The sequence below is a fragment of the Kribbella sp. NPDC003557 genome, assembly GCF_040610805.1.
Classification (GTDB): Bacteria; Actinomycetota; Actinomycetes; order Propionibacteriales; family Kribbellaceae; genus Kribbella.
In genome coordinates, this window is sequence record NZ_JBEXMY010000005.1 from 855,398 (window position 1) to 873,437 (window position 18,040).

Annotated in this window: 16 protein-coding genes; 5 read left to right on the top strand and 11 right to left on the bottom strand. The window is 70.1% G+C overall.

Annotation, left to right across the window (positions count from 1 at the left end):
* Positions 1-129 precede the first annotated feature (129 nt).
* Complete coding sequence (locus tag ABZW60_RS24590) at positions 130-720, top strand: phosphatase PAP2 family protein (protein ID WP_355480448.1); 591 nt, start codon at positions 130-132, stop codon at positions 718-720.
* On the opposite strand, the gene ABZW60_RS24595 is transcribed toward ABZW60_RS24590, so the two are convergent.
* The 11 genes from ABZW60_RS24595 to ABZW60_RS24645 all read right to left on the bottom strand — a co-directional run bounded on the left by ABZW60_RS24595 (position 717) and on the right by ABZW60_RS24645 (position 12,028).
* Entirely contained in the window at positions 717-1,610 is an 894-nt protein-coding gene (locus ABZW60_RS24595; protein ID WP_355480450.1) for a hypothetical protein, read from the bottom strand. The two genes, ABZW60_RS24590 and ABZW60_RS24595, sit on opposite strands and share 4 nt — an antisense overlap.
* Positions 1,611-1,734: 124 nt before the next feature.
* Positions 1,735-3,051 carry a glutamate-1-semialdehyde 2,1-aminomutase gene (locus tag ABZW60_RS24600; protein ID WP_355480451.1) on the bottom strand — a complete coding sequence of 439 codons (1,317 nt, stop codon included), beginning with the start codon at positions 3,049-3,051 and terminating at the stop codon, positions 1,735-1,737.
* Positions 3,048-3,596, bottom strand: coding sequence for a dTDP-4-dehydrorhamnose 3,5-epimerase family protein (locus ABZW60_RS24605; protein WP_355480453.1), 549 nt, complete (start codon positions 3,594-3,596; stop codon positions 3,048-3,050). The genes ABZW60_RS24600 and ABZW60_RS24605 overlap by 4 nt, the downstream gene beginning before the upstream one ends.
* A complete protein-coding gene (locus ABZW60_RS24610) occupies positions 3,587-4,852 on the bottom strand; it encodes a polysaccharide pyruvyl transferase family protein (protein ID WP_355480455.1) in 1,266 nt (421 codons plus the stop codon). Before ABZW60_RS24610 ends, ABZW60_RS24605 begins: the two co-directional genes overlap by 10 nt.
* A gap of 2 nt (positions 4,853-4,854) precedes the next feature.
* Complete coding sequence (locus tag ABZW60_RS24615; protein ID WP_355480457.1) at positions 4,855-5,799, bottom strand: glycosyltransferase family 2 protein; 945 nt, start codon at positions 5,797-5,799, stop codon at positions 4,855-4,857.
* Complete coding sequence (locus ABZW60_RS24620) at positions 5,796-7,067, bottom strand: hypothetical protein (RefSeq protein ID WP_355480459.1); 1,272 nt, start codon at positions 7,065-7,067, stop codon at positions 5,796-5,798. The genes ABZW60_RS24615 and ABZW60_RS24620 overlap by 4 nt, the downstream gene beginning before the upstream one ends.
* A 2-nt stretch (positions 7,068-7,069) precedes the next feature.
* Positions 7,070-8,212 (bottom strand): methyltransferase C-terminal domain-containing protein, encoded by a 1,143-nt coding sequence (locus ABZW60_RS24625; protein WP_355480460.1) that lies wholly within the window; start codon positions 8,210-8,212, stop codon positions 7,070-7,072.
* Positions 8,206-8,856, bottom strand: coding sequence for a PIG-L family deacetylase (locus tag ABZW60_RS24630; protein ID WP_355480462.1), 651 nt, complete (start codon positions 8,854-8,856; stop codon positions 8,206-8,208). The genes ABZW60_RS24625 and ABZW60_RS24630 overlap by 7 nt, the downstream gene beginning before the upstream one ends.
* Entirely contained in the window at positions 8,856-9,710 is an 855-nt protein-coding gene (locus tag ABZW60_RS24635; RefSeq protein ID WP_355480464.1) for a glucose-1-phosphate cytidylyltransferase, read from the bottom strand. The genes ABZW60_RS24630 and ABZW60_RS24635 overlap by 1 nt, the downstream gene beginning before the upstream one ends.
* 30 nt (positions 9,711-9,740) lie before the next feature.
* Positions 9,741-10,967 (bottom strand): class I SAM-dependent methyltransferase, encoded by a 1,227-nt coding sequence (locus tag ABZW60_RS24640; protein ID WP_355480466.1) that lies wholly within the window; start codon positions 10,965-10,967, stop codon positions 9,741-9,743.
* Positions 10,967-12,028, bottom strand: a complete 1,062-nt coding sequence (locus tag ABZW60_RS24645) for an SDR family oxidoreductase (RefSeq protein WP_355480468.1) — start codon at positions 12,026-12,028, stop codon at positions 10,967-10,969. Before ABZW60_RS24645 ends, ABZW60_RS24640 begins: the two co-directional genes overlap by 1 nt.
* 185 nt (positions 12,029-12,213) lie before the next feature.
* On the opposite strand from ABZW60_RS24645, the gene ABZW60_RS24650 reads away from it, so the two are divergent.
* The 4 genes from ABZW60_RS24650 to ABZW60_RS24665 form a co-directional block, all read left to right on the top strand.
* Positions 12,214-13,536: a UDP-glucose/GDP-mannose dehydrogenase family protein gene (locus tag ABZW60_RS24650; RefSeq protein WP_355480470.1), complete on the top strand. Its 1,323-nt coding sequence runs from the start codon at positions 12,214-12,216 to the stop codon at positions 13,534-13,536.
* The gene (locus ABZW60_RS24655) at positions 13,533-14,780 is read left to right on the top strand and encodes a glycosyltransferase family 4 protein (RefSeq protein ID WP_355480472.1); all 1,248 of its coding nucleotides are present in this window, start codon (positions 13,533-13,535) and stop codon (positions 14,778-14,780) included. Before ABZW60_RS24650 ends, ABZW60_RS24655 begins: the two co-directional genes overlap by 4 nt.
* A gap of 1 nt (position 14,781) precedes the next feature.
* The gene (asnB, locus tag ABZW60_RS24660) at positions 14,782-16,701 is read left to right on the top strand and encodes an asparagine synthase (glutamine-hydrolyzing) (protein WP_355480474.1); all 1,920 of its coding nucleotides are present in this window, start codon (positions 14,782-14,784) and stop codon (positions 16,699-16,701) included.
* Between the two features lie 20 nt (positions 16,702-16,721).
* Positions 16,722-18,040 (top strand): zinc-binding alcohol dehydrogenase (locus ABZW60_RS24665; protein WP_355480476.1); only part of this gene is annotated, 1,319 nt, incomplete at its 3' end.

The following is an 18,040-nucleotide window of genomic DNA, read 5'->3' on the forward strand; positions in this document are numbered from 1 at the left end:
CGATCAGGTCGGCGACAGCAGAATTGTGGCTACAGTCGTAGCTGGGGGTGGGTGATGGACGAGGCTGCGACGCGTTCGAGGGGGGCCGGCGGGCGGCCGGCGGTGGCGCCCGCGTTACGGCAACCGGCCGTGGCGCTGACGATCCTGGGGTTGCTCGTCGTCGTGGTGCTCGCGGTGACGTACTGGGGAGATGTTCGCGCGGGACGGCTGGACCGGTGGGCCCAATCCGTCGTCGACGGCGCACCGTCCGGTGCGCACGACGTCGCTCTCGCGCTGGACGCGCTCGGGGAGCCCGTCGGCCGGGCCGTGGTCGTCCTGGCGACCGCGGCTTTGTGTCTGGTCGCCGGTCGCCGGGCGCTGGCGGTCACCGCGCTGGTGGCGTCGGCGCTGATCGGGATCCTGACCACCGGCCTGAAGCATGTCGTCGATCGGACCATCCACGACGGTTTCCTGTCCTACCCGAGCGGACACACCGCCGCGATCGCGGCACTCGGCCTCGTGCTCGGTCTCCTGCTGGCCGATCTGGTCCACGCGGGACCGGTCGCGGGGACGATGATCGTGCTGGCCGGCACCGTCATCGGCGGCGCGCTGATGGCGTGGGCGCAGATCTTCCTGACAGCGCACTACCCCACCGACACCGTCGGTGGGGTAGGCAGTGCGCTGCTCGTCGTGCCGCTCACCGGCCTGCTGATCGACCGGTTCCTGCGGGACCGGTTCTAGACGGCCGCGGCCTTCGGCGCGTCGAAGGCCGCGATCACCTCGGCCGGGACGTGCTCCAGGTCGCTCACCCGCAGGTAGTCGCCCATCGTGGTGCCGGTGCACTCCGAGTCGATGTTGGGCGCCGCCCGGCCCTCCAGCGCGTCGCCGAGGTGGATCGTGCGCAGGTCGATGCTGAACCGGGTCCGGCCCGAGGTGTTCGGCACGCTCGAGTGCAACTGGGCGCCGGAGAACAGGATGACGCCGCCGGGCTTCACGATCGGCCGGATCTGCGGGATCAGCTCCACCTCCTCCTCCGGCACCGGCTGCACGCGCGTGTCGGTGCCGATCTGGGTCGCCGCGATCTTCCGGCTGGTCTCGTTCCACTCCGCGTAGTTGTAGACCCGCGAGCTGTTCCTGAGCGGCGTCTGCCAGTACTTGCGGTGGAACGCCAGCCCGTTGTCGTGGCTGATCGGGAAGATCGGCAGCCACCAGTTCAGCTGGACGTACGGCGCCGAGTACCAGGTGTCCCGGTGCGGGTGGAACGCGAACGCGATCCCGGTGGTCAGGTAGTCGTTCGACGTCGAGCTGCGCATCCGCGGGACGTCGAAGTACGTCTGCTCGTCGTCGCACCCGAAGTCGACGAGCATGTCCTGGATCAGCCGCTTCGACTCCGGGTGGTGGATGAAGCGCGGCTTCAGCTCGGCCAGCAGCGCCGCGTAGTCCTCGACGGCCATCTCGTACTGCGCCGTCTCGGGATCCAGCGGACCGAACGCCTCCCGGGCCATCTCCCCGGCGAACTCGGTGAGCGCCAGCGTCGATGCCCGTGGCGAGTAGACGAACAGGTCGCCCTCGTACAGCTTCCGCCGGCGCTCGTCGTCGGTGAACTCGGCGTCGACATAGATGGAATGCATGATGAAACCCCCCTCTCGTCGAGCCGGCCAGTCCGGCTCGGACCAAGTCCCCGTCCCCCAGCCGCTGCCTCGACGAGAGGCTCATCGGCGGGCGCGCCCGCGAGGGCACGTCGTCGTGTGGTTCCTACACGTACCGGCGGAACACCGGCTTCACCGGCCGTCCGCCCGTCCACCCCCTCGGGTCACCGGCGTCGAGTGCCGCGCGGTACACCTCGCAGGCCCCGGCGACGACCGCCACCGTCCGGTCGATGTCCTCGTCGGTCAGCGCCGCGCTGACCACGAACGACGGACCGATCACGCCGCCGAGCAGGAGCTCGCGGAGGAACAACGTGCGGTACGGCTGCGACGGCTCCAGGTTCTCGTCGAGGGTCGCGAAGACCAGGTTGCTGGCCCGGCCGCGAACCAGCACGTGGTCCTGGACGCCGGCCGCGGCCGCGACCTCCCGCACGCCCTTCGCCAGCCGCTCGCCGCGCTCGTGCAGGCGGGCCGCGACGCCCTCCTCGGCGTACACGTCCATCACCGCGACGGCGGCCGCCAGCGCGTGTGTCTCGGCGCCGTGTGTGGTGGACAGCAGGAACACCCGTTCGTGGCTGTCCCGGAGCCCGCCGCGCTCCATGAACTCGCGCTTCCCGGCCAGCGCGGACACCGCGAACCCGTTGCCGAGCGCCTTGCCGAAGGTGGACAGGTCGGGCGCCACGCCGTACAGGCCCTGGGCCCCGGCCTCGGAGAACCGGAAGCCGGTGATCATCTCGTCGAAGATCAGCAGCGCGCCGTACCGGTGCGCGAGATCCCGCAGGCCTTCGAGGTACCCGGCCGGCGGTTCGTGCTGGGTCGCGGCCTCCAGGATCAGGCAGGCGATCCGGCCCTCGTGCCGGCGCAGCACCTCCTCGGTCGCGGCCAGGTCGCCGTACGGGAAGCCGACCGTCAGCTCGCCGATCTCGTCCGGGATACCCGCCGACATCGGCGTCCGGGTGATGAACCAGTCGTCGATCGAGAAGAAGGCGTGGTCGGAGCAGAGCGCGATCAGCGGCCGGCCGGTGACCGCGCGCGCCAGCTTGACCGCGGCGGTGGTGGCGTCGGAGCCGTTCTTGGCGAACTTCACCATCTCCGCGGTCGGCACCGACGCGAGGAAGCGTTCGGCCGCCGCCAGCTCGACGATGCTCGGGCGGACGAAGTTGCTGCCGCGGCCGATCTCGCGCTGGACCGCCTCGACCACCTTCGGGTGCGCGTGGCCGAGGCTGACCGCGCGCAGGCCGGAGCCGTACTCGATGTACTCGTGGCCGTCGACGTCCCAGACGTGCGCCCCCGCGCCGTGGTCGATCACCGGCGCCATCTCGAACGGGTACTGGTCCTCGCCCTTGGCATAGGTGTGCGCGCCGCCCGGGATCAGGTCCTGCAGCCGTTTGTTGGCCTGGACCGACTTCTCGAAGGACTTGGTCATGAGAGCCTCGCAGTCGCCAGGGCGAGTGAAGGAGCCGCCTTGTCGCGCTCGGACATCAGCGTGACCGGGAGCGGCCAGGGGATGTCGAGGTCCGGGTCGTCGAAGGCGATCGACACGTCCTCGGACGGGTCGTGCGCCCGGTCGATCCGGTACGACACGTCGGCCGGGTCGGTCAGCGACTGGAACCCGTGCGCACAGCCGGCCGGTACGTAGACCGTGACCTGGTTGTCGCCGGTCAGGTCGAAGGTCTCCCGGTTGCGGTACGTCGGGGAGTCCGGGCGCAGGTCGACGACGACGTCGAACACCGCGCCGTACGAGCAGCGGACCAGCTTCGCCTCACCACGGCCGGACCGGATGTGCATGCCGCGGACGACCCCGCGGCGGGACCGCGAGATGCTGTCCTGCACGAACGCGTCCGGATCGAGCCCGGCCGCCTTCACCACCTCCCGGTCGAAGGTGCGGGAGAAGAATCCGCGCTCGTCGACATGGGGCGACGGCCGGAACAGCAGCGCCCCGGCGATCGTCGGTACCTCGATCACTTCCACCGTTGGTCCTCCTGTTCCGCCGCGACGCCGGCCGCTCCGAACAGAGCCGCCGACAGGACGTCGTACTGCCGCTCGAGTGCCTCGACGTACTCGGCGTTCCTGGCCCGCAGCACCGGCACCACCCGCGGCGCGCGCGCTTCCAGCCCCCGGAACTGGTCGATCAGCCGGGCCACGTCGAGGGTCCGGATCGGCTGCCGGAACTCGGCCAGCTGCATCTGCTCCATCAGGACGTCGCTCTTGGTCCCGTAGCTGATCGAGATCGTCGGCTTCGACAGCTTCAGCGCGGCGAGCACGTTGTGGTACCGCGACGCGACGACCAGGTCCACACCCGCCAGGTGCGTCATCAGTTCGCCCAGCGTCGCGGCCGGTTCGTGGACCAGCCGCTTCTCGGCGACCTCCGGACGGGTCGCGCGCAGGTCGTCGTACACCGCCTCGACCACCGCCAGGTCCGACGGGTCGCCGGTGACGAGCCGGATCCGGTACCCCTCGTCGACCAGCCGGCGGGCGAACTCGACGATCTTCGCGGTGTACGCGGCGTAGATCTCGTCCGCCTGGTCCCGGTCGGCGTTGGTGCCGCGGTAGGCCATCACGCCGAGACCGACGGTCCGCGGCGGGTGCTCGACCGGCGGCGGCTCGGGCAGGGCGAAGGCGAGGTCCGGGTAGACCTCGTCGCCGCTCGTGCGCAGCCCCATCTGCCGCATCGCGTCCCGCGAGTACGTGTCCCGGTAGGAGCGGTACGACGCGAGGCGCGCGGCGCCGGTGAACAGCAACCGCAGCGACCACTCGCGCGCGACGTTCGCGCCGACGTTGACGAAGGCCACCCTGGCACCGGTGAGCGACGCCGACAGCGCCATCAGGAACAGCGCGTACGGGAAACCCCAGGGCCGCAGCTCCAGCGTGGTCTCGAAGACGCCCATACCGGGCACGATCACCACGTCGAATCCGCGCAGCACCCGGGGCATCCGGACCAGGTCGGCCACCTTGCCGAACGCCTTGCGGGCGACGTCGGCCGGACGGGTCCGGCCGGGGCCGTGCGCCTGGTACCAGGTCATCGCGATCGACGGGATGCCGTACTGCCGCTCGAACTCCTCCGGCCCGGAGCACACGCAGCTGAGCTGCGCCTCCGGATGCCGGTCCCGGACGAAGGCGAGCATCGCGTCGAGGGACCCGTGGTTGCCGAGGTTCCCGGATCCGAGCAGCCCGAAGAAGGCCACCCGTGGTGGGCCGCCCGCATCCTGCCTGCCTGGGCTCCGCATGCCTACGAGACCTCCCGATGACCGGCGACCGCGGCGCTGTCCGGGATCTTGGTCGGCGGCGCCGCGGGCGCGGTGTCCTCGATCCGGCGCGTCGAGCGGCGCACCGCGCGATCGGCCAGCCAGCGCGCCAGGTGGCCGTAGCACTCCCGCCGGTCCGCCGACGACAGCGGCGCCCGCCGGATGCCGCCGACGAAACCGCCGACGTACTCCCCGACCAGCCGGACGGTGGGGTTGCGCAGCCGGCTCGCCCGCCGCGGCTCCATGTTCGCCGAGCGCGACCTGATCGTCGGCTTGGCCCGCTCGGCGCGGTCCGGGTGGTCCCGGCGGAAGAACAGCAGCTCCGGCACCTGGTGGAACCGGCCGTACAGGGCCAGCTCGGCCATGATCGTGCGGTCGGAGTGGTGGTAGCTGCCGTTCAGCGGCGTCCGGCGGAGGATGTCGGAGCGCATCACGCCGTAGAAGTCGTCGCCGCCGACGTCGAACAGCAGGCTGCGGAACCGGTCCGGGGCGTGCGGGTTCGCGGTGTCGAGCGGGTAGTCGACCTCGAGCACGATGTCGCCGTTGCCGTCGATGATCGCCTGGTAGGCGTGCGCGAGCACCAGGTACGGGTCGTCGTCGAGCGCCTCGATGCAGCGGCCCAGCAGCTCCTTGCCGTACAGGTCGTCGTACGACGCCCACTTGAACAGCTCGGTGTCGGAGTGCTCGAAGCACCAGTTGTGGTTCGGTGTGGCGCCGATGTTGACCGGCTGCCGGTAGTAGCTGATCCGCGGGTCCTTGGCCAGGTACTCCCGGCAGATCTCCTCGGTCGCGTCGGTGGAGGCGTTGTCGGAGATCACCATCCGGTAGTCGCCGTAGCTCTGCCCCAGCAGCGCGTCCAGGGACTCGGCCAGGTACTTCTCGCCGTTGTAGACCGGAAGGCCGACGGTCAGCCGCGGTACCGCGTTCATGTGTTCCTCATTTCAGGCATCTCCTGCACGGAGTCCAGTTCCGATTCGAGCTGCTCGCGCTCACGGATCCCGGTGCGCAACGTGAACCACCAGACGAACGCGGCCGAGAAGGTCGCGCAGGCGGCGCCCCAGGCCGATCCGAGCGCGCCGCCGATCGCGCCGCCGGTGACACCGCCGACCAGGTAGAACGTCGACGCGCAGAGCTGGGCCCGCAGGCTGCGTCGCGCGATGCCGAGCGCCCGCAGGCCCGCGGCGGCGCCGGTGTTGAAGCCGGCGAAGGTCACCGACAAGGTTGCCGGAAGTATCAGCGCCGACGCGGTCAGCCAGACCTCGCCGAGCAGCGCGTGTCCCCACTCGTCGGGCAGCGCGAACAGCAACAGGACGCCCCAGGCCAGCGCGGCGACCGCCTGCGCGCCACCGAGCAGCAGACAGAAGACCGACAGTCTGCGCACCGACCGGCGCAGGACCCGGGCGGCTTCCGGCACCGCGACCAGGCCGACGCCGGACAGCACGATGAAGAACGGGCCGAGCAGCATCTCGGCGCCGCGGACGGTGCCGACGGCCGCGACACCGGCGAACGCGCCGAGTCCGTACATCCGCAGCTGGTAGGCGCCGCTCAGGGTGAGGTTCTCGGTCAGGTACCGCAGGCCGAGGTCGCGGTGGTCGCTGAGCCAGCGCCACGCCCGCGAGACCCGGGGCAGCACGCCGGCCTGGAACCCGCTCACCAGCGCGGCGAAGATCCCCGCGCCGCCCCACGCGAGCACGAACCTGGTCACGCTGGCGTCCCGGGACGCCAGGTACAGCAACGGGACGAGGGCCAGGGCCCAGGTGATGTCGCTGACGAACGCCTTGCCTCCTTGGCCGGACGCGAAGAACGCGAACCGCCAGCTGTCCTGCAGCATCAGGCCGGGCAGCACGGCGCCCAGCGCCAGGAACGCGGCTCCGGTCCCGCCGCCGATGAGGAGGCCGGCCAGCGCACACACCGCGCCGGTCAGCAAGCCGACCACGATCGCCATGCCGGACGAACTCGCCACGGCGGTCCGCCAGGCCTGTCGCTCGACGCCGCTGAACCGCACCGCGAGCGGGTCGGTCGCGAGACCCCGCGAGATGTTCACCACCACGCCGTACGTCACCCAGGCGAGACTGAACGCGCCGAACTCGAGCGCGCCGAGCTGCCGGGCGACGACGATGCCCACGACGAAGCTGACCAGGCTGGTCACAGCCTGGTCGGCCAGGCCCCAGGTGAGCCGGCGCAGGACGCCATGCATCGCTAGCGACCCCTCTCGTGCGGTTCGGGAAGCGGCACGAGGTACGTCGTGCCCCAGCCGCCATCGGCCTCCAGCTGGGTGATGATCTCGTCGGCGATGTCCCACGTCAGGACCAGGACGACGTCGGGCTTGGCTGCCTTCAGGTCGGCGATCGGGCGGATCGGGACCAGGCAGCCGCCGGGGATGCGGCGGCCGTGCTTGCCGGGAGCGAGGTCGACGGTGAACGGCAGCAGGTCCGTCGTCACCTTGCTGAGGTCGAGGAGTACCGGCGCCTTGGACGGGGCGCCGTAGCCGAGCACGGTTCGTCCGGCGGCCTTGTGACGGACCAGCTCGTCGTGCAGTGCGCCGGCCGCGTGCCAGGCCGCTTCCTGCAGGCTGCCGAGCTGGACCTCGTCCGCGAGGCCCGCGGCGTCCTCGTCCTCCAGCACCACGTCGACCGAGCTGTCCGGCCGCGCGTCGGCGGTGTGCCGCAGCATCACCATCAGGCTGCCGCCGTACATGTCGACCTGCCGGACCGACTCGACCGCCAGGCCGTGCAGGGCGGCGAGGTTCCGCAGCGCCCGCAGCGACACGTACGCCCAGTGCCCGTGCCGGATCGTGTCGAACTGGTTGCCGATGAACAGCGGCAGCAGGTGGTGGAACTCCATCACCAGCAGCCCGCCCGGCGCGAGCCGCTCGGCCCGCAGCTCGAGCGACGCACCGTACTGCGGCTCGTGCACGATCCCGTGCACGTCGATCACCAGGCCGGCCTGCTCGCCGTCCGCGGCGAGCGTGCAGCCGGCCGCCGTCAGGTGATCGAGCCAGGACCCGCCGTGGGGGCTCCCGAACTCGAAGACCACCGCACCGCTCAGCTCCGGGTAGTCACGGAGGATCTCCTTGACCGAAGCCTCCGCGTGCGCCCGGCTGGTCGCCGACTCCACCGCCAGCGGCTCCTCGGCGATCTGTGCCTCGACCGGGCCGAGCTGCACCAGCGTGCAGTCCCGGCACAGCCACAGCGCGAGCGGCCAGCGCGGATCGGGGCCCGGGGCATCGGCGGCCGGGAAGTAGTCCGCGCACGGCTGGTCACCGATGTCCACGACGGATACGGCGTCCACCGACCCGCACCCACGGCACCTGAAGCTCACTGCGCCTCCCTCGTTCACCATGTCAGCGTGGCCTTGGCCGTCGTGAACGCCTCGGCGTACGGCGCCCGGCACTCCATGCCGCGCAGCCGCGCCAGTCCGGCGAACACCTCTTCGTCGAACCAGTCGTGCGGGACCTGGGACGGGTACGCCTTGTGCAGCAGCGCCACCTTGTCGCGCAGCTGCTCCTCGGTGAGCTCGACGTACAGCCACGGCCGGGCGAAGTCGCCGTCCCACTTGGGGATCTCGTAGTGCAGCACCAGGTGGTCGCGCCACACCGTCGGCGCGAGCTCGGCGATCAGCCGGTGGTCCTGGTGCGCGTCGGTGCGGCTCGGGGCCAGCACCAGGTCGGGGCGGCGGCCCTCGCGAGCCGTTGCCTCGAGCAACTCCTTGGTCTCGTTCCAGTGCGCCGGCAGCCGGCCGTCCGGCAGCCCGGCCGAGGTCACGCTCACCTCGCACTCCGGCAGGAACAGCTCCGCCGCGCGGCGCGCCTCCTCCAGGCGCGCCGGCGTACCGGTCGCGATCACGAACTCGGCGGTCAGCTCCGGCACCGACTCGGCCAGCTTGAGCAGCGTGCCGCCGCAGCCGATCTCGATGTCGTCCGGATGGGCGCCGAGGGCAACCAGGTGGACCGGCCCGTCGATCAGGCCGAGCTGGAACGGGAGCATCAGATCGCCACCACTACGGGCCCGTCGGACAGCCCCTCGGAGGTCCTGTCCAGGACCCGCCCGTTGTGACCGCGGTTGTCGTGGCTCCACAACGCCCACGGCTTCTTCCCCGACCGGTACAGCTCCTCGAGCTGGCTGCGTTCCTTGAGCGTGTCCATCGGCGCCCAGAACCCGTGGTGCGGGATCGCCTCCAGCTTGCTCATCGCGGCCAGCCGCGGGAACGCGTCGCCGACCAGGTCCTCGTCCTCGTGCAGGACGTCGAAGATGTCCTTCTTGATCACGAAGTACCCGCCGTTGATCCACACGTTGAGGTCGGCCGCCGAGCGCAGCCCGGTGATCCGCGAGTCGGTGCCGAACTCGACGACGTGGAACGACGCCTGCGGCGGCACCGCGAGCAGGCTGGCGGTGATGTCGCTGGTCATCACGTGGTCGACGATCTTGTCCATCGGCGCGTCGGTCAGCACGTCGCCGTAGTTGGCCAGGAACGCGTCGTCGTCCTCCAGGTACGGCCGGACCCGGCGCAGCCGCTCACCGATGCTGGTGTCGATCCCGGTGTCGACGAAGGTGATCTTCCACTCGCTGATGTCGGAGTCGAGCAGCTCGATCCGCTGCCCGCCCTTGGTCATCACGAAGTCGTTGGAGACCGTCTCCTCGTACCGCAGGAAGTACTCCTTGACCGCCGAGCCGCCGAAGCCCAGGCAGAGGATGAACTCGGTGTGGCCGAAGTGCGCGTAGTAGCGCATCACGTGCCACAGGACCGGCCGGTCGCCGATCGTCATCATCGGTTTCGGTGCGGAGTCGACGCCGCTGCGCATCCGCAGCCCGAACCCTCCACAGAAGATCACGACCTTCATCGCGCTGTTCCTTCCCCCACACAAGTGCTGTCAGATCACTTCGAGACGCGGAATGGGTACGACGAACTTCGCGCCCCACTCCCGTGCGTAGCCGAGCTGCTGGACGATCTCCGCGCGCAGGTTCCACGGCAGGATCACGATGTAGTCGGGGCGCGTCTCGGCCAGGCGCTCCGGGGCGAAGATCGGGATGTGCGTACCGGGCAGGTACATCCCGTGCTTGTGCGGGCTGCGGTCGACCGTGTACGGCAGCAGGTCCTCGCGGATCCCGCAGTGGTTGAGCAGCGTGTTGCCCTTGCCGGGCGCGCCGTAGCCGGCGACGAACTTGCCGTCGCGCTGCGCCTGGATCAGGAACTCGAGCAGGTCGGACTTGATCGTGAAGACCTCGGCCGCGAAGCCGAGATGGCCCTCGACCGTGTGCAGTCCGGCCTCCTCCTCGTCCATCAGCACCTTGACGACGAGGTCCGACGGATCGCCCGCGGTCTCGGCCGGGGTGCTGAAGACCCGCAGCGAGCCGCCGTGGCTGGCCAGTTCCTGGACGTCGACCACCTTGAGGCCGGCCGCGGCCAGCGCGGCGGAGGCGGTCTTGAGGGTCAGGTACTGGTAGTGCTCGTGGTAGATCGTGTCGTACTGGCGGTTCTCGATCAGCCGGAGCAGGTGCGGGAACTCCAGCGACACCAGGCCGTCGTCCTTCACCAGCGCCCGCAGGCCCTTGGCGAAGTCGACGATGTCCGGGACGTGCGCGAACACGTTGTTGCCGACGACAAGGTCCGCCTGTCCGTGCCGGGACGCCGCGTCCTGGCCGGTCTCCTCGCCGAGGAAGTAGCTCTCGGTGCGGATGCCCTTCTCGTTGGCGATCTTCGCGATGTTCGCGGCCGGCTCGATGCCGAGCACCGGGACGCCGAGCGCGACGGCGTGCTGCAGCAGGTAGCCGTCGTTGCTGGCGGCCTCGACGATCAGGCTGTCGCCGTCCAGCCGCAGCCGCTCCTGCATGTCGACGACGAAGCGGCGCGCGTGCTCGACCCAGCTGGTCGAGTACGACGAGAAGTAGAGGTAGTCGCTGAAGACGTCGTCGGCGGCGACGTACGCCGGGAGCTGGACCAGCAGGCAGTTGTCGCAGATCCGCACGTGCAGCGGGTAGAACGTCTCACCGCTGTCCAGCTGGTCGGCACGCAGGTAGCTCTCGCACGGCGGCGACATGCCCAGGTCGACGAAAGTCCGAGTCAACTCGGCGCCACACAGGCGGCACGCGATCGCCATCAGTCCATCTCCTTCGGTCCGGGGAACTGCGCGTCGGTCTGCCGGCGCAGCTGGTCGTCGACCAGGCCTGCCGCCAGCAATTGCTGGATACGGCGCAGCCGGACGAACTGGGCCGAGTTGAAGTCGTCGAGCGTGAGGCCGTGCCGCTGGTAGGCGTCGTACAGCTCGTCGACGCCCGTGCGCACGGTCCAGGCGAGCTTCAGGTCCGGGAACGTGTCGTTGAGCTTGCTGAAGTCGACCTTGTAGTTGCGCAGGTCGGGTCCGGCGCCGTCGGCGATCGACAGCGTCGACCCGGGCACCGCCTCGCGGACCATCTCGGCGATGTCGCGGACCTGGACGACGTCCTCGGACCGGCCGACGTTGAACGCCTCGTCGTGGACGGTCTCGCGCGGCGCCTCGAGCACGGTCAGGAACGCCCGGCTGATGTCCTCGATGTGGACGAGCGGCCGCCACGGGGTGCCGTCGCTCTCCAGCCGGACCTGGCCGGACGTCAGCGCGATCGCGGTGAGGTTGTTGACGACGATGTCGAGCCGCAGCCGGGTCGAGGCGCCGTACGCGGTCGCGTTCCGCAGATACGTCGGGCTGAACCTGTCGTCGGCGAGCTTGGACAGCTCCTGCTCCGCGAGCGCCTTCGTCTCGCCGTACGGCGTGACCGGGAACATCTCGGCGTCCTCGGCGACGGCCTCCGAGCCCGCCGCGCCGTACAGGCTGCACGAGGACGCGAACAGGAACCGCCCGACACCGGCGTCCTTCGCCGCGCGGGCGAGGTTCAGTGTCCCTTCGAGGTTGACCGAGTACGTGGCGTCGCGGTTGAGGTGCCCGAGCGGGTCGTTCGACAACGCGGCCAGGCAGACGACCGCGTCGTACCCCGCCAGCTCCCCCGCCGTCACGTCCCGCATGTCCCGCGGCACACGGTTCCCGATCGGCTCCGGCCCGCCCAAGAGGTCGCACCCCTCGTAGAGGCCGGTGTCCAGCCCGTCCACCTGATGCCCGGCGGCCCGCAGGAACGGCACCATCACCGCTCCGATGTAACCCCGGTCCCCGCTGACCAGAACCTTCATCGATTGTCCCCTCACCCCAGCACTGGTCTGTCGACCAATACAGATCACCGGGACCGCCCGTTGATACAGGCAAATTCCTTCCGGCGATTTTCTTCGGCCGGCATGTATCAGGACGGCGTCGCGGCCGCTCTCATGGGCGCTGTGGGACGTGGGCGAAACCGCGTCATGAGCCTGTGGGGGGCGTTATGAAGGTGGCCGTGTTCGGCTTGGGGTACGTGGGGTCGGTGACGGCGGCCTGTCTGGCGGCCGCCGGGCACGACGTGTGGGGGGTGGACGTCGACACGGCGAAGGTCGAACCGATCACCCAGGGACACAGCCCGGTCGTCGAACCGGGCCTCGACGAACTGGTCGCGGCCGGCGCCACCTCGGGACGGCTGCACGCGACGACCGATCCGCGACTGGCCCTCGACGGCGCCGACGTCTCGCTGATCTGTGTCGGCACCCCGTCCACGCAGGCGGGCAGCACCGACCTGACCTACATCAAGCGGGCGGTCCGCGACATCGCCGAGGCCGCGCAGGTCGTGGTCCGGCCGGACTCCGGCTTCCACACCATCGTGGTCCGCAGCACGGTTCCGCCCGGCACCGTCGACGAGGTGGTCGGCAAGGTGCTCGCCGACGTCCCGCCGCCGGACGGTCTCACCTTCGGTACGGCGATGTGCCCGGAGTTCCTCCGCGAGGGATCCGGCCTGGCGGACTTCTACGAGCCGCCGTTCGTCGTGGTCGGCACCCGCAGCCCGAAGGCCGCGGCCGCGCTGACGGAGCTGTTCTCCTTCCTCGGTGTCGAGGTGCAGACCGTCGACGTGCGGACCGCGGAGGCGCTCAAGTACGCCTGCAACGCGTTCCACGCCACCAAGGTCTCGTTCGCGAACGAGATGGGCCGGATCTTCCGGCACTTCGGCGTGGACTCGCGCGAGGTGATGAAGATCTTCGTGCAGGACACCAGCCTGAACATCTCGCCGTACTACCTGAAGCCCGGTTTCGCGTTCGGCGGCTCCTGCCTGCCGAAGGACCTGCGCTCGGTGCTGCACCTCGCGCGGACCAACGACACCGAGCTGCCGCTGCTGGCCGGCGCGCTGGCCACCAACGAACGCAGCGTGCGCGACGTCGTCGACCGGGTGATCGCCGGTCCCGGCCGCGAGATCGCGCTGCTCGGCCTGAGCTTCAAGCACGCCACCGACGACCTCCGGGAGAGCCCGAACGTCGAGCTCGCCGAACGCCTGATCGGCAAGGGCTACAACCTGCGGATCTACGACGCAATCGTGAACCCGACCCGTCTGGTCGGTGCAAACCTGAGACATGTCAGCTCGAAGCTGCCGCACCTGCAGCGAGTGCTCACCGACAACGCGTCGACGGCGCTCGAAGGCGCCGACCTGGCCATCGTCTCGGCCACCGACAGCGCGGCGGTCAACGCGCTCCTGGCGACGCCGCCGGCCCGGATCATCGACCTCAGCGGCCGGCTCGGCGCCGACGTCGAGGCGCTGCACGGATACGAAGGAGTGGGCTGGTGAGCCGTCCGCGGGTGCTGATCATCATCCAGAACCTCTGGGTGCCGTTCGACCGCCGCGTCTGGCTGGAGTGCCAGGCGCTGGTGGCGGCCGGGTACGACGTCACGGTCGTCTGCCCGAAGGGCCCGGGCGATCCGTCGTACGACGTCATCGACGGTGTGACCGCGCACAAGTACAAGGCCTACGCGCCCGGCGGCAGCAAGATCAGCTTCGTCTGGGAGTACGCGTACTCGTTCCTGATGACATTGCGCCTGGTCTTCCGGGCCCGCAAGGCCGGCCGGTTCGACGTGCTGCAGGCCTGCAACCCGCCGGACATCTTCTGGCCGATCGCGATGCTGCTGCGCCGGCTCGACGGCACCCGGTTCGTGTTCGACCACCACGACCTGTGCCCGGAGCTGTTCCAGTCCCGGTTCGGCGGGACGGCGAGCCTGCCGTACAAGGGGTTGCGGTTCCTGGAGCGGACGACGCACCGCCAGGCCGACCACGTGATCTCGACCAACGACTCGTACCGGCGGATCGCGATCACCCGCAGCGGCAAGGCGAACCACGACGTGACCGTGGTCCGCACCGGGCCGGACCCGGACAAACTGCTCCGCGACCATGACAAAGGGCCGGACGAGTCGCTGCGCCGCGGTCATCGCCACCTGGTCACCTACATCGGCGTGATGGGCCCGCAGGACGGCGTCGACATCGTGGTGCGCGCCGCGGACCACATCGTCAACACACTCGGCCGGACCGACATCGCGTTCACGCTGATGGGCGGCGGCGACTCGTTCGACGAGGTGGTCGCGCTGCGGGACCAGCTCGGGCTCGAGCAGCATGTCGAGTTCACCGGCCGGGTGCCGGACGAGACGGTGCGCGCGGTGATGTCGACCGCGGACCTCGGCCTGTCGCCGGACCCGAAGAACCCGCTCAACGACGTGTCGACGATGAACAAGACCATGGAGTACATGGCCTTCGAGCTCCCGGTCGTCGCCTTCGACCTGGTCGAGACCAAGGTCTCCGCCGCGGACGCCGCGGTGTACGTCGAGCCGAACGACGTGGCGCAGTACGGCGACGCGATCGTCGAGCTGCTCGACGACGAGGTCCGCCGGCGCCGGATGGGCAAGCTCGGCCGCGAACGGGTCGAGCGGGTGCTCGCGTGGAAGCACCAGCAGAAGGCGTACCTCGGGGTGTACGACCAGCTCACCGGGCACGTCAGCCACCTCGGCGACATCACCGGCGTCAAGAACGCCGCGGGGTCCTGACGTGTGCGGCATCGCCGGCTGCTACCAGCAGCACGACGGTTTCGCGCTCGCGGAGGCGATGAGCGACCGGATCGCGCACCGCGGACCCGACGCGAGCCGGATCTACCGGTTCGAAGAGACCGATGTGAGCGCCCAGCTGGCGCATCGAAGACTGTCGATCATCGACCTGTCGTCGGCGGCGGACCAGCCGTTCAGTAAGCAGGGCCTGACGATCTGCTACAACGGCGAGCTCTACAACTACAAGGAGCTGCGCGCCGAGCTGTCCAGGTCCGGTGTGCATTTCCGGACCCACGGCGACACCGAGGTCGTACTGGAGGCCTGGCGCCGCTGGGGCCCGGACGCGCTGCAGCGGTTCCGCGGCATGTTCGCGTTCGCGATGCTGGACGAGGACAGCGGCAGCCTGTACCTGGCCCGCGACCCGCTCGGCATCAAGCCGCTGTACTTCCTGCGCCGTCAGGGCGGCGTGATCTTCGCGTCCGAGCTGAAGGCCCTCGTCACAGCCGTCGGCTCCGAACTGCGGACCGAGCCGGGCGCCCTGATCGCGTCGATGCTCTATTACTGGCTGCCCGAGCAGCGCTGCGCGATCGACGGTGTGGAGAAGCTGCCGCCCGGCTCGTGGGCGGAGTTCCGGCCGGACGGCAGCAGCCGGCACGCGACGTACTGGCGGGTGACCGAGGTGGCCACCGAGGCCGCGGCCGGTCCGCGCGCCGACCTGCGCCAGGTCATCGAGGAGTCCGTGGCCGCGCACCTGGTGGCCGACGTCCCGGTGTCGACGTTCCTGAGCGGCGGGCTGGACTCCAGCCTGGTCACGGTGCTCGCGAAGCAGATGGACCCCGGCGTCGACTCGTACACGATCACGTTCCGCGCCCAGGACCAGAAGCTCGAGGCGATGCCGGACGACGCGGTCTACGCGCGCAAGCTGGCGCAGCAGTTCGGGATCGACCTGCACGAGATCGAGATCGCGCCCGACGTCGTCGACCTGCTGCCGCGGATCGTCGACATCCTGGACGAGCCGATCGGCGACCCGGCCGCGATCAACACGCTGCTGATGTGCGACACCGCGCGGGACGCGGGCGTGAAGGTGCTGCTGTCCGGGATGGGCGCCGACGAACTGTTCGGCGGCTACCGGAAACACCTCGCCTGTGTCATGGGCGCGCAGTATCAGCGACTTCCCGGCGCACTGCGGAACGGCGTCGTGGGACCGCTCGTCCGGCGGCTGCCGGTGACGGTGAACGGGCGCGGCCTGCGGTACGCACGCTGGGCCAAGCGGTTCGAGACGTTCGCGAACCTGCCCGAGGAGACCGCGTTCCGGCGCAGCTACACGATGTACGACGGCGACCAGTTGGCCGGCCTGCTGAGCCCCGACCTCGAGCCGTACGTCGGGAAGCTGCTCGCCGAGCACAGCGACATCTACCACGACACCACGCTCGACGACCACGTGAACCGGATGTGCCTCGCGGACTCGCGGCTGTTCCTGCCCGGTCTCAACCTCGCCTACACGGACCGGTCCAGCATGGCGGCCTCGACGGAGGTCCGGACGCCGTTCGTGGACCCGATCGTCGCGCGTGCGGCGTTCTCGATCCCGGGCAGCGAGAAGATCCACCGCCGGGTCGGCAAGCTGGCGCTGAAGAAGGCCGCCGAGGCGTGGTTGCCGAAGGAGATCATCTACCGGCCGAAGGCGTCGTTCAGCGCGCCGCTGCGGGCGTGGGTGCGCAACGACCTGCGCGAACTGGTGGACGACGTGCTGCTGCGCGGCGAGCTGGTCGGGAGCGGGTTCTTGCGGCAGGCCGCCGTACAGAAGCTGGTCGACGACGAGCGGGCCGGGCGCGAGGACTACTCCAAGCAGATCTGGCAGCTGCTGACGCTGGAGACCTGGACCCGGAACATGCGGTCCCTCGGCGTCACCATCACCTCTCTCTGACATCTTCGCGAAGGACGGATATGAAGCAGGTTGCGCAGAACTACAAGTCCGGCGAGCTGGCGGTCCTCGACGTACCGCCGCCGGGCTGTGCGCCGGGCGGGGTGCTGGTCCGTTCGCTGTACTCGCTGATCTCGACCGGGACCGAGCTGATGAAGGTCGGCGAGGCGAAGCTGTCGCTGGTCGGCAAGGCGAAGGCCCGGCCGGACCAGGTCCGCAAGGTGCTGGACACGGTCGCGCAGCAGGGTGTGATGAGCACCTACAAGAAGGTCATGAACAAGCTCGACTCGTACACGCCGCTCGGGTACTCGCTGTGCGGTGTCGTGGTCGAGGTGGGTGCGGGCGCCGAGGAGTTCAGCGTCGGGCAGCTGGTCGCGGCGGCGGGCAACGAGTACGCGCTGCACGCGGAGTACAACTGGGTGCCGGTGAACCTGTGCGTGCCGGTGCCGGACGGGGTGCCGCCCGAGCAGGCCGCGTTCTCGACCGTCGGTGCGATCGCGATGCAGGGCGTGCGGCAGGCCGAGGTCCAGCTCGGTGACACGGCGGTGGTGATCGGGCTGGGGCTCGTCGGACAGCTGGTCGTGCGGTTGCTGGTCGCGGCCGGGGTGCGCGTGTTCGGCATCGACACGGTCGCGGACCGGTGCCGGATGGCGGAGAAGGCCGGGGCGCTGCACTGCTCGTCACCCGACGAGGCGGGCGTGGCGTCGCTCGAGCGTGCCCTGCTGGAGGCTTCGAACGGCCTGGGCGCCGACCACATCCTGCTGGCCGCCGGCGGTCACTCGAACGGCCCGGTGGAGACCGCGGCACGTCTGGCCCGCGACCGCGCCCGCGTCGTCGACATCGGCAAGACGAAGCTGGACCTGCCGTGGAACGCGTACTACGACAAGGAGCTGGACGTCCGGTTCTCCCGGTCCTACGGCCCCGGCCGGTACGACGACCGCTACGAACTCCAGGGCATCGACTACCCCGCCGGCTACGTCCGCTGGACCGAACGCCGCAACCTCGAATGCTTCGTCGACCTGATCGCCCGCGAACAGATCGACGTAGCCTCCCTGATCGCCAACACGTTCCCCATCGCCGACGCCACAGACGTCTACTCCAAGCTGAGCACCGGCGAATACCCAGGCGTGGGTTTCCTCTTCGAGTACCCGAAGGAATCCACAGACGGAACTGCCGCGGACGCCACGGCGCACACACCCGCGGACAGCGGGCTCGGCACGGCCGCGCGCACCGCCGGGGCCGGCACGGCCGCGGGCAGCAGCGGGACCGGCACCGCCGCGGGCAGCAGCGGGACCGGCACCGCCGCGGGCAGCAGCGGGACCGGCACCGCCGCGGGCAGCAG

Coding starts and splice junctions, on each gene's coding strand:
- ABZW60_RS24620 (WP_355480459.1), bottom strand. CDS start 7,067: ATGCATGGCGTCCTGCGCCGGCTCACCTGGGGCCTGGCCGACCAGGCT.
- ABZW60_RS24615 (WP_355480457.1), bottom strand. CDS start 5,799: ATGAACGCGGTACCGCGGCTGACCGTCGGCCTTCCGGTCTACAACGGC.
- ABZW60_RS24600 (WP_355480451.1), bottom strand. CDS start 3,051: ATGACCAAGTCCTTCGAGAAGTCGGTCCAGGCCAACAAACGGCTGCAG.
- ABZW60_RS24640 (WP_355480466.1), bottom strand. CDS start 10,967: ATGGCGATCGCGTGCCGCCTGTGTGGCGCCGAGTTGACTCGGACTTTC.
- ABZW60_RS24645 (WP_355480468.1), bottom strand. CDS start 12,028: ATGAAGGTTCTGGTCAGCGGGGACCGGGGTTACATCGGAGCGGTGATG.
- ABZW60_RS24650 (WP_355480470.1), top strand. CDS start 12,214: ATGAAGGTGGCCGTGTTCGGCTTGGGGTACGTGGGGTCGGTGACGGCG.
- ABZW60_RS24625 (WP_355480460.1), bottom strand. CDS start 8,212: ATGGTGAACGAGGGAGGCGCAGTGAGCTTCAGGTGCCGTGGGTGCGGG.
- ABZW60_RS24630 (WP_355480462.1), bottom strand. CDS start 8,856: ATGCTCCCGTTCCAGCTCGGCCTGATCGACGGGCCGGTCCACCTGGTT.
- ABZW60_RS24610 (WP_355480455.1), bottom strand. CDS start 4,852: ATGCGGAGCCCAGGCAGGCAGGATGCGGGCGGCCCACCACGGGTGGCC.
- ABZW60_RS24595 (WP_355480450.1), bottom strand. CDS start 1,610: ATGCATTCCATCTATGTCGACGCCGAGTTCACCGACGACGAGCGCCGG.
- ABZW60_RS24635 (WP_355480464.1), bottom strand. CDS start 9,710: ATGAAGGTCGTGATCTTCTGTGGAGGGTTCGGGCTGCGGATGCGCAGC.